We start from the raw sequence: 11,693 nt of genomic DNA on the forward strand, positions 1-11,693 counted from the left end.
TCATAAGTTTTTCTGTGCAGATAAAAAGTTAAAAAATAGACGTGCCGCACCCACATTTCCCGCAGGCAGCTGTCTGAAAAATGCCAGCGGTGTATAAATAAAATTACCTTTTCCGTATTTGGCATATAAAGTTGATCCCTGCAGTGGCTCTTCATCTGTATCGTGCATTTCAAAAAGCGGTTCATATGCTGCATCCCATTGAGCAGGGAAATAGGCGCCACGCTCCTGTACCCAGCCTTTAAAATCATCCGCCGTAATTTTATTCGGAAAGTTCAGTAATTTATGATTGGGATTTAAAAACGTAACCACAGCATTTTCTTCGGTAACCCGCTTATTGGCAATACTGAAATTGTACATGCCCAATTGATCAACGGTTGTATCCTGGTTCGTATTATACTGCATCACCAGATTACCTCCGGCTTTTGCATAAGACCATAAAAAAGGCATCCAGCGTCCCAGTTTTTTCTCTGTGTTGTTGGCACGAACACCAAGCACAATAGCATCATATTGTGAAAGTTTGTTTTGGCTGCCGTTTCCAGCAGATTCATCTATGTTACCATAAAAATCTTCGTCTTTCAAAACATCTACCTGAACACCTGCAATACGCAGGAACTCAGGAATGAAATCGCCCGCACCTTCTATGTAACCCACTTTTTTAACCTTCGCCTGAATGTCGCCTTTCATTACGGTTACCGTTGCAGGCGCAAAATATTGTAAGGAGGGTAAATGCGGATACTGAATTAATACCTGTTTTTTATTATACGTTACTCCATCTGCAACAAAGTTTGCATCCAATTGTAAGCGGGATGAATGTATTGCGGCAAGCTTAGTTTTTGGAATAACGTAATCGATGGTCGTATCTTTTCCATTGAGTGAACTTACATCAGCGCCGCCTAACCGTTCTCCGTTATACATCAGGTTTACTTTTCCATTGCTAAACTTTTTGCCGGAATTAACCTTAAGATTTAAACTCAAATGTAGATCTTCATTTTCTTTAACCACATAAAGCGGTTGTGTAAATTTCAGTTCCAATGCAGGAACAATACGCAGGGCTTCAACCACATCACCACGCACCGGATCTAATTTCTTGAAAGATAAAGGAAGCTTAACCTGAAACTTTTCCGAACCGATTTTTAAACCAAGCAAAACATTCAGTGTTGATTCTGCCTCAGGCAAACCTACTAGAGTATCATTCGGTACAGAGAAAGTTGCTGTATTTACGGGAGGTTTTGCCAACCAGTAAGGTTCTGTGAGAGCTGCATCTGCAGGAATCTGAAGGTCATGCTGAATGGTAATCAGAGAATCTTTTGATAGCTTTCTGTTGAAGCTTTCTGATTGACCTAACCATTGTACATTGTCTAAAACGACAGGGTTTTCAGCTCTTGAAATTAAATTTAACCTGAAATTATAATGATCCCCGGCAACCGCTTCAGCCTGATTGGTAACGACCTCGCCCATAAACCCGGCACAGCTTAAAATGATATGGTCAAGAGATTTAATTTTATCCTTTTTCAGGTCTGTATCTTTTAGCTCCGTTACCTTTTTTCGTAAAGCAAGCAAAGCAGGCAAGCTAAGTTCCGGCTTATTGAAATTGAAAGCGGAAATAATTTTATCTAATGACTGGTCAATATCAGCGTTTCCTTGTGAAGTCCAGGTTTTGGTTACTCCGTCAAAAAGTGTTGTTTTTGCAGGCTCACCAGTAACATGGGCAAAATATTCAGTTCTGATGCCGGCTACAGACTGTGTTCCCGCACCCTGGCTTTTATGTAAACTTCTGCTTAATCCTGCCAATTCACCATAGCCCATTCCCAATTGCGCATCATATTGCCCAACGGTAACTTTCAGTTGATTTTCAGCGGTCGTATTGACCCCGCCAAAGCGGAAAGTATTCCACAAGACTCGTTTGGGCTGCCATACATTAACATATTTCAGTTGATCCGGGAAAGCCTTTTTATCGCCTGCCAGCTTAAAAGCTTTTTCCGCAACCACGGCTGAAGCCGCATGCTGTCCGTGGCCTGCCGCCGCATTAGGAGGAAACCGACAAATGATCACATCCGGACGGAATTGACGGATTACCCAGACTACATCCGCTGTAATGCTGTCTGCATCCCATTGTTTAAAGGTATCGGTCGTATTTTTAGAGAAACCGAAATCAATCGCCCGGGTAAAAAACTGCTGGGCACCGTCTAATTTTCTGGCCTCTAAAAGCTCATGCGTTCTGATTAAACCCAATGCAGCACCCTGTTCTGTTCCCAATAAATTCTGCCCGCCATCACCTCTGGTTAAAGATAAATAGCCGGTTTCTACATTCTGCTCGTTAATTAACCAGGAAAGCAATCCTGTATTTTCATCATCGGGATGAGCCGCAAGGTATAAAACTTTAGGCAGCTGCTTAAGGGTTTTGAGTTCGCGGTAAATTTCAGATGATTTGGAAGGCCGAACCTGCTGGGCCGAACAAAAAACCGTATAAAAGCCAAGAATAAATACAGTACTTACTTTTTTGAACATTTGAATTTGCTTTGCAGGGCAAATATAAGTAAATCATCTTTCTTTCAGCCTTAAAAGAATCGGACTATGAATTTCACAAAGAAACTGCTTAATTTTTTATTAAACCACAAAAGTCACAAAAGCTTTTTAAACACTTAAGCTATTTCAAGTTATATACTTTGTGTATAAGAAGTACACTAAAGTTTTTTTGAAAATCAAAGATTTTCATCTTATGTGCACATAAAGTGTGCGGTATTTCCCTACACTTTCTAAAGTGTACTAAGGTGTTTAAAAAATAAAACTTTTGTGATTTTTGTGGTTAAATTTAAACAGAATCTTGTGTTTTTCTAATGGTATTCTGCGTAAGATAGATATAATTAAACATGCAAAATGTGGCTGCCGCCCCGAAAGTATGCCATAAAAAGTGTGTTCCGAAGCTAAACCATTCCCATTTATCAGCAATGCGGAAAGTGAGTGCAAGAACAAACGACAATACAGCAAAGCCTACCCATTTTCCGGCTTTCCATTGGGTATAGATTAAATACCTTAATACCGAGAAAAGGACAAATGAAGCCATGATTGCATAATTTATGTTGATAAAAAGAGAAGTATTATCTACCAAAATCCAATTTCTCAACGCAAACATCAATATCAGATATACAAGAACCATTACAACGGCATAGTACCATCTGGTGCTCTGAGCTACAAAATAAAATCCGGCAGACAAACAGAGCAGCATAATGGGCATCCAATCCATCATGATAAATACCGGCCATTGTCTGAATGCATGATAAACAGTTCCCCCTAGGGCACCAATATATAATAAGATTAAGCAGTAGGTTAAAAAAGGATATTCCTTAAAATTACCCTTCATTTTAAGGGTCCAAAAAATGGCTATGGCTAAAAATAAAAGAGCCGTTACGGCATTGAATGGCTCAGGGAAAAGCTGAGCCATATCTGTTTCTTTATATAACATGCCTCCATCCGGAGGTAGTGGGTTTATTGGCATTGTCTTTACTATACTTCTTCTAAATATAGAAAAAATTATGGCATGATACACCCGGATGTACCCGATTGTATTTTATAAAAATGTTAATTCTTTTCTCACTGCTCAATAGAGCATATTTGAAATTATTTTTTGATTAAAAAAGATGAACGTAAAGCTTTTATTATGAATGAGGAGAGAAAACCTAACAGGTCTCAAAAGATCTGTTAGGTTTAAAAAAATCCGCGTCATCTGCACAATCCGCAAGAGAAAACATCTACAAGATCTGTGTATTCTGTGATCTGTGGGAACCAATAATACAAGAAAACAGAATTAACTTTGCTGATTAGATGAAGCGGACGTTTTAGCAGTATGCCTAGCTACCAATCAAGTTGCAGCACTTTGCTCACTTTGATCAATCAGCTATTTTCTTTTCTCTCCTTCTTTGAAGAATAAGGTGTGCGGCATCCAGCATTTTCACCGTGTGGATGTAGGGCATCACGATATTCCTTTCCGGTAGATTTTCATAGACGCCCATTGAGAAATAAACGATTCCGGACATAAAATAATCAAATTCTTTGAGGGTGTATTCCCTGAATGCTTTTTTGAAAACCAGCAGAGGATTCCGGTATTCCTTCTCCGAAAGCAGGCCAAGAACCAACGGAGAAATCTTTTCCTGCCGGGTATCGACCGTCCATTTCCTATCCTTCAGCATGATGAGATAGCCTGCCCGGATCAATGACCTCATCGACTGGTGAAACTGGAAGATCACCGCCGGATCTTCATGGATCCAGCTATTTCTCTTTACCGCATAATTCATCATGTTGCTGAGAATTTCTTTGGAAACATCCAGCTCATTGAACTGAAAAAAAGTTTCCATCAGCTGCAACCCGGAGCGCTTTTTGCCTGCCCGAAACCGGGGATTGAAATTTGTTTTTATCTTTTTCATTGTTTGTATTTTTTTAATGTTATAATCTGCAATGCTTTTTATAATTTCTCGCAGATTTTGCAGATAACGCAGATATTTACTAGTCTGTTTAAATAGTTAGATCTACACAACGCATATTTTTTATTTTGATCCGTGCTTTTATTTGAACCATTAAGGTTTTTAAGCGATTAAGAATAGCTAAGATCATATCTGAAGCTATTTTTTAAACCACAAAAGTCACAAAAGACTTATTTTAAACACTTTAGTGATTTTTAAGTTTAATTACTTTGCGCATAGAAGTTCACTTAAGCCTTTAAAAATCTTTGATTTTTATTCTTTTGAGAACTTTTATTATATCTAAAATCTGTGCAAATAGCTTTTGTTTCTTTTGACTACGTCGAACCTTCGGTTTGTGGTTAAGTTTAAAAAATTTAAACTAGTTTTTTACTTAAAATCTTCATTCTTCTTAATGGTTTATTTTTTTTCATGTGTTTGTATTTTTAGAATGCATGAAACCACCAGCCTACCGATGTACGCTGAGTTGTATGGTAAATGATGAATAGAAATAAAATCTGTTTTCCCGTGAAAGCCCTGAAGCCGCAATGGATTGTACACTCCATTGTACCCTATCATGATACTTTATGTAGTGAAACCACTTAGAAAAAGATGATTGTAGAAAAGCAGAACAGCATGAAATAAAAACGGCATGGGACTCTACAATATCCGCAATAGAGGTACTGGTATACCCAACACACAGATAAGAGAGCCCACGCCTAGGTCGTGAGCTTCCTGCTTATCGTCTTGTGTGTTTAAAAATTACCAGTTTTCTATTACAAGATTCTAAGCAATAGCTTCTATTATTTTTTTGAAGTATCGCAAAGCTACTTTATTGTAGCTTATTGGGCAAATGTAAGAAAAAAACATTAAAACACATATATGTGTTGATGAAAAATTTTAGAAAGCTCAAACTTTACTGAATGTATAAATGGGAAATAGAGGAATTAAAATTTCAAATTGGAAAGCTTATTCAGTTGCATAGGCTCAAAAGAGGGCTTTCACAATTACAACTTGGAAATGAACTCAATATCTCAAGCAACCATGTTGGTAGAATTGAAAGAGCAGAAACTAATCCTACCATTGAAAGTCTTGTTACATTCTGTAATTTTCTTGAGATTGATCTATTAAATTTATTTACTAAACTCAATGAAAAAGAATTAAAGAAGATTGAAAGCGAAATCGATCAACTACAAAAAGAATTTAAAAACCAAAATAAGAGAAAATCCTGACGAAAGTTGGGATTTTTTTGTGGCCAAGCTTTTTAAATCTTTAAGAAATTCAGTGAAAATACTGATTCAAATTTTTAATGTAATTCTTATTTTTGATGTTTACGGAAATCCGTAAACAATTAAGAATAATAGTTTTGTATATTTAGTAATCATATAAAATTCATAACTAATAAAATATAAATGTTTGGAAAACCATAAAATTAAATTATCAGAACAGATTACATTTCACTTTATAAGTATTGATTCTTATCCACCAAAATTAAAAAATTATATTGAAGAAAATATTCATAAAATTTGGAATGGAGATAATGAAGTTATTGAAAGTAGCAATGATATTAGAATTACAAAAACAGAAATTAAAAATTTATTAGAGAACAAAACTGACTTGCAAAAGAATGGTATTGTTTCTGAATTTTTTTGTCATTTATATTTACGTGCGAAGAACTTCAACCAACATTTTCTTTTTAGTAATTTGGAAGAAAAAGGAATGAAAAAAGGTTTTGATGGTTTATATGGCATCAATAATGAATTTTATATTTATGAAAGTAAATCTTCCTTAGAAACAACTCATGATGCCACTCATAATTCTAATATCAGTGAAGCCTACAATGATTTAAAAAAGAAAATTGAAGGTTTAAATACAACTAATAATCCATGGAAAAATGCTTATAATCATGCAACCCTGAGATCTGTAAATTTTAACGATACTATTTCGAAAACTTTAAAAAAACTTTCAAAAGAATATGTTGATAAAAAGTTTGAAAAAATTGATAAATACAATATAATTCCAAGCTCAACAATTTTTCTTGGAGCTAGATACAATGTGATTGATAAAAAAGACCTTATTATTAAGATGGACAATCTAACCAAGAATTATAGTTGCAAACATTTAGATGTACTTTGCTTAAACAAAAATACTATTCAAAACTTTATAGATTATCTAGATGAGTAAAATTACAAGTGCTGAAAAAAGACAGTTAAGTACATTAAAAAGCAATGCAGAGTTTACAAACTGTTTTAAAAAACTAATTTTCAACAATGAATTAACATTTGAGGAAGCTCAATATATACTTAGTGTGGCTCTAATATTCTTTAGATACTATAATAATGACAAAAGATTAAAAGGTTATTTCAATATAGCATACTATATAATTTTGAAATATAGCTTGGTTCACAACGATTATAGACCTCTCTATGATATTTCATTACAGATAGGTTTTTATCCAATTTCTGAATTTATTTTAGCTAATAGCTTATTAAACGAACAACATTTACATGAGTTTATAATAAATCAAGAAATAAGAACCTTATACAAAAATTCAAATTATATTGAAACTGTTGAACAACATAATAGGTCTAAAGAAATTTTAGAGAGAATTTCTATGGAGGATTCAGCATACATTGCACCAACCTCATTTGGAAAAAGCTCAATAATTCGTGAAGTTATTAAACAAAATGACTTTTCTAAGATTGCAATTATAGTTCCTACTAAATCACTTATAACTCAAACTTATATTGATATTAGAAATTTAGGTTTAAATTATAAACTTATTTTGCATGATGAGATGTTCAACGGAGAAAATCGATTTATAGGAGTATTAACACAAGAAAGAGCTACAAGACTCATCAATAAGTTTAATGTTAAATTTGATATATTATTTATTGACGAAGCTCATAATCTTTTAAAAAATAATAGCAGAAATCACTTATTATCAAGACTTATTATGCTAAATTATAAAAACAATACAAATCAAAGAGTATTATATCTGTCTCCTTTAATAAATGATTCAAAAAACTTAAAAACCAAATTCACATCTGAAGGACAAATATTTGAAAGTAGTATAAAACATAACCTAAAAGCTTTTGATGTTTTTTATTTAGATAAAAAAGGAAAACTTTCGTTGTTTGATAGATTTTCTAATGAATTATATCAACTAGATAAAAATATTCTTTTTATCAATTACATAATTACAAATGCTCAGGGAAAGAATTTCCTGTATAACTATCGGCCTAAAAATGTAGAATTAATTGCAAAAAAAATTTCTTTCTCACTTGAAGATATAGAGAATAATGTTTTAGCCAATATATCAAAGACTATTGCAACTGAAATATCGGAAGACATCGATTTGGTTGAATTAGTAAAAAAAGGAATTATATATTTACATGGTAAACAGCCAACTATCCTAAAAGAGTACCTCGAACATCAATATAAAGACACTCCATATTTAAAATTTATCATAGCTAACTCGGTAATTTTAGAAGGTATAAATTTTCCAATTGACACATTATTTATTACATCGACATATAGATTAAATGTTAAAGATCTTAACAATTTAATAGGAAGAGTTAATAGATTAAATTATGTTTTCCAAAACTCATTATCTAAACTTGTATCTAAAATACATTTTATTGATTCAGAAGAATTTACCGACAAAACAAGCAATATGGTAAATAAGCTTTCTTTACTTAGAGAACATACTTTTAAAGACGAAAATAAAAATCCTTTATTAGAGAATTATAATATTGATGATCTTAAATTACCAAAAGACAAACTTGAACAACAAAAAGAAAAAGACCAAAAACTAATTAATTTAACAGAGTTTTTAATTAATGAAAAAGAGGACTCTTTGGAGAATAGAATTAAGCATAGTTTTATAGAAAATAACATTGATGATTTTTACTGGAATATAGAATTTGTAATTCCATCAATTATTAAAAATTTTGAAAAAATATCAAATAAAAGTAATGTTGTATCAACTATTTATGAAGTTTTTATCCTGAATATTGAGAATCAAATTAAGGACTATGAAATTGAACGATTGAAAAATGAAAAAGCTAGAAACTACTATAAGAACTATATTGATATAATACAATTATTAAGTTTAAAAGACAAAATAATTAACACATTAAATTATTTTGAGGTTAAGGCTAAGGATATAATTGATAGTTACTTATTTATTGGTAGTTCTTTTGGAGAAGCAATTAACCCATCTCCAAAATATAAAAATTACCTGCAAGAAGTATATATAAATTTACATGGAAAAAGTAGACAACAGTTAGCAAATATTTCTTTGGTTAAAATTAAGCTGGAAGAAGATTTCGTTAGTTTTAAATTAAAAAAATTGATAACTTTTCTTTATGACTTCGAATTAATAACAAAAGAAGCCTACTTTTTAGCTGTCTATGGAACGGTTAATGAAGAAGTAATTAATCTAACGAGAATTGGCCTAGGACCTAGTGTAACGAAAATGCTAAAAGAAAACAATCAGATAGAAAATATTTCTTTCGATCAAAATGGAAATTTAATATCTAATGATGCATTTAAAAATTTTTTAGCAAATCAATCAGAACTATTTAAGTTTGAAATTAATAAGTTTATAAAATAAATAATTACTCCCACGCTATCCGAAGTCTCCTAACTTTGAAGCAAGTTTAAAGGAAATAATCTTATTTACCAGCTCAACACATCATAAATTAAAAACAAAAAAATCCCAACCTTGGACTGCCCCCAAAAAGTTAGACACTTTTTAGGGGCATTTTTTTATGTATAGAAAAGAAAAATTTAGCGTTGCTTTCAAATTAGAATGTATTAATCTTCACAAAAACTCTTATCGTTCGATTGAATCTATAGCAACAGAGAAAGGATTTAATGAAAGCAATCTGCGCAAATGGATTGGTTTTTATAACAAGTACGGAATCTCGGGGCTACAACCGAGAAAAAACAAGAGCTATTCCCTGAATTTTAAGGTTAAAGTTCTAAAAGCCATCGAAACAGAACATATCTCCCAAAGGGAAGCATGTATCCGATTCGATATCGCAGCTCAGTCTAGCGTGTTGAATTGGCAAAGGGATTACGAAAAAAGTGGTATTTTAGGGTTAAAGAACAAACCCAAAGGAAGACCCTGCATTATGAGTGATCACAAGCGTAAGAAAAGAAAGTCCGATAAGCCATTGACCAGAGAAGAAGAACTTTTATTGGAAAACGAAAGGCTTCGAGCTGAAATTGATTTTCTAAAAAAGTTAGACGCCTTAACTCTCAAAAAGAACAAGCAGAGGCCATCGAAGGATTAAGGCGAAAATATGACCTGTCACTCCTGCTGGATTGTACAGGTATGGCCAGAAGCAGTTTCTATTACCATCAGAAAGCTCTTGATAAAAAAGATAAATATGGAGAAGTAAAAACTTTGATAAAACAGATTTATCATAGGCATAAAGGCCGGTTTGGATACCGTCGTATTACTTTGATTATGAAACAGCAAGGAATTGTAATTAATCATAAAACGGTCTTAAGACTGATGAAGACCCTAGGATTGAAAAGTATCGTTAGGGTTAAAAAATACAGATCTTACCGGGGAGAGCAAGGCAGGATAGCACCAAATATTCTGGAGAGGAACTTTAAGGCAGATCAGCCAAACAGAAAATGGGCCACTGATGTGACAGAATTTAACGTCTCGGGCAGTAAATTGTATCTTTCGCCGATAATTGATCTTTACAATGGCGAGATTATCAGTTACGATCTCTCGGAAAGGCCTGCCTTTGCACAGGTTGTAAATATGCTCAAAAAAGGGCTCAGAAAAATCAAGAATACTGAAAACCTCATTATCCACTCTGATCAAGGCTGGCAATATCAGATGAAAGCCTATCAGCATCTGTTAAAAGAAAAAGGCATTATCCAAAGTATGTCCCGCAAAGGAAACTGCCTGAATAATGCGGTAATAGAAAACTTCTTTGGAACTTTAAAATCTGAAATGTTCTATACTAAGAAATTTAAAACCATTGATGAGCTCAAAAAAGAAATAAAGAAGTATATCAATTACTACAATAACGACAGGATAAGACTTAATCTAAAAGGAAAGAGTCCGGTACAGTACCGAACTCTTTCATATAATAATATTGTTTAATTTTGTCTAAACTTTTGGGTGCAGTCTACCTTCGTTGGGATTTTTAAGCAAAACAACCTACAATTCAATCATTGCAGGATCTACCTTATTTTTTCACCAGCTCTACTCTACGGTTTTGCGCCTTCCCTTCTTCAGAACTATTATCTGCAATCGGGTTTTTGCTGCCGAAGCCTTCTGCTGAAAGTCTTGCTTTATCAATACCGGAAGTGGTGATAGCATTCAATACGGCTGTAGCACGGTCTTTTGAGAGTTGGATATTATGAGCATCATTTCCGCTGTTATCCGTATAGCCGTTAACGGCGAGTTTCAGATTGCTGTCGGTTTTCAGGACTTTTGTTATTTCATCTACGGCTGTTTTGCCATCGGGTTTTAAGGTCGCTTTGTCTGTATCAAAATTAATGTGCAATACGGCCTTGCCTGTGGCATCCAATGCTTTTTTTATGTCATCAGATTTTAATATGGAAATTGTTTGCTCAAACGGGGCTTTCTGTAGAATTTGTATGGCTCCGGTCGCTGTATTTCCATAGAGCTGAATATAAATATCATCGCCATTTGTCCTTCTTATGACATACACTTTTACGGGTTCATTCCAATAATCTATAGAACCTTCTTCTCCAAAATATTTGGCATCTTCTTTTATTCTGTCAAGCTCCTGCTGAGGAACTTTACCATCAAATATTTTTACACCGCCCACCTTTGTAATGGCATCATCATAGCTTTTCAAAAAATAGGGTAACGACCAGTCTTCTTTATTGCTTTTCTCGTTTACGACATAGGTTTTCCAAACTTTTCCTTCTATTGGTGTCATTACGCCTTTAAGAGGAAAAAACAGCATATCATAACTTCTTTGTACGGGTTTGTTTTGGAATTCCAGGCCTTTGGGGAAACTGAAAAAGGGAAAATCACCCACTTCTGCGGAGGAAACCGGTATGGAGTTGATGTCAAAGCTATTTGTTCCTCCCGAAGACTTTTCTATAGCTGTGGGAGTTTCTATGGCGACCGTATCCTGTGCAGTACCTGTTTTTTGCTCAGATTTTTTATTACAAGCAGCAAGCAAAGCGCCTATTGATAGAATAATCAGCGTTTTTTTCATGTTAATAAATTTA

The 11,693-nt window shown here is 33.8% G+C and carries 9 protein-coding genes; 5 read left to right on the top strand and 4 right to left on the bottom strand.

Features of this window, described 5'->3' with window-relative positions:
• From FW768_RS06160 to FW768_RS06170, 3 genes are all read right to left on the bottom strand, one after another.
• A complete protein-coding gene (locus tag FW768_RS06160; RefSeq protein ID WP_153393720.1) occupies positions 1-2,508 on the bottom strand; it encodes a PIG-L family deacetylase in 2,508 nt (835 codons plus the stop codon).
• Positions 2,509-2,812: 304 nt separating this feature from the next.
• Complete coding sequence (locus tag FW768_RS06165) at positions 2,813-3,496, bottom strand: hypothetical protein (RefSeq protein WP_153393722.1); 684 nt, start codon at positions 3,494-3,496, stop codon at positions 2,813-2,815.
• Between the two features lie 391 nt (positions 3,497-3,887).
• Positions 3,888-4,421, bottom strand: coding sequence for a hypothetical protein (locus FW768_RS06170; RefSeq protein ID WP_153393724.1), 534 nt, complete (start codon positions 4,419-4,421; stop codon positions 3,888-3,890).
• A 956-nt stretch (positions 4,422-5,377) separates the two neighbouring features.
• Between FW768_RS06170 and FW768_RS06175 the strand changes: the two genes are divergently transcribed.
• The 5 genes from FW768_RS06175 to FW768_RS06195 all read left to right on the top strand — a co-directional run bounded on the left by FW768_RS06175 (position 5,378) and on the right by FW768_RS06195 (position 10,587).
• A complete protein-coding gene (locus FW768_RS06175) occupies positions 5,378-5,686 on the top strand; it encodes a helix-turn-helix domain-containing protein (RefSeq protein ID WP_153393726.1) in 309 nt (102 codons plus the stop codon).
• A gap of 184 nt (positions 5,687-5,870) precedes the next feature.
• Entirely contained in the window at positions 5,871-6,638 is a 768-nt protein-coding gene (locus tag FW768_RS06180; RefSeq protein ID WP_153393728.1) for a hypothetical protein, read from the top strand.
• Positions 6,631-9,072 carry a DEAD/DEAH box helicase gene (locus FW768_RS06185; protein ID WP_153393730.1) on the top strand — a complete coding sequence of 814 codons (2,442 nt, stop codon included), beginning with the start codon at positions 6,631-6,633 and terminating at the stop codon, positions 9,070-9,072. Before FW768_RS06180 ends, FW768_RS06185 begins: the two co-directional genes overlap by 8 nt.
• Before the next feature lie 157 nt (positions 9,073-9,229).
• A complete protein-coding gene (locus FW768_RS06190; protein WP_153393732.1) occupies positions 9,230-9,757 on the top strand; it encodes a helix-turn-helix domain-containing protein in 528 nt (175 codons plus the stop codon).
• Entirely contained in the window at positions 9,745-10,587 is an 843-nt protein-coding gene (locus FW768_RS06195; RefSeq protein WP_153393733.1) for an IS3 family transposase, read from the top strand. The genes FW768_RS06190 and FW768_RS06195 overlap by 13 nt, the downstream gene beginning before the upstream one ends.
• 85 nt (positions 10,588-10,672) lie before the next feature.
• Here the strand turns inward: FW768_RS06195 and FW768_RS06200 are convergent, their stop codons facing one another.
• Positions 10,673-11,680, bottom strand: coding sequence for an OmpA family protein (locus FW768_RS06200; RefSeq protein WP_153393735.1), 1,008 nt, complete (start codon positions 11,678-11,680; stop codon positions 10,673-10,675).
• Positions 11,681-11,693: the final 13 nt, after the last annotated feature.

This window comes from Chryseobacterium vaccae (genome assembly GCF_009602705.1).
In the GTDB taxonomy this organism is placed as follows: domain Bacteria; phylum Bacteroidota; class Bacteroidia; order Flavobacteriales; family Weeksellaceae; genus Chryseobacterium; species Chryseobacterium vaccae.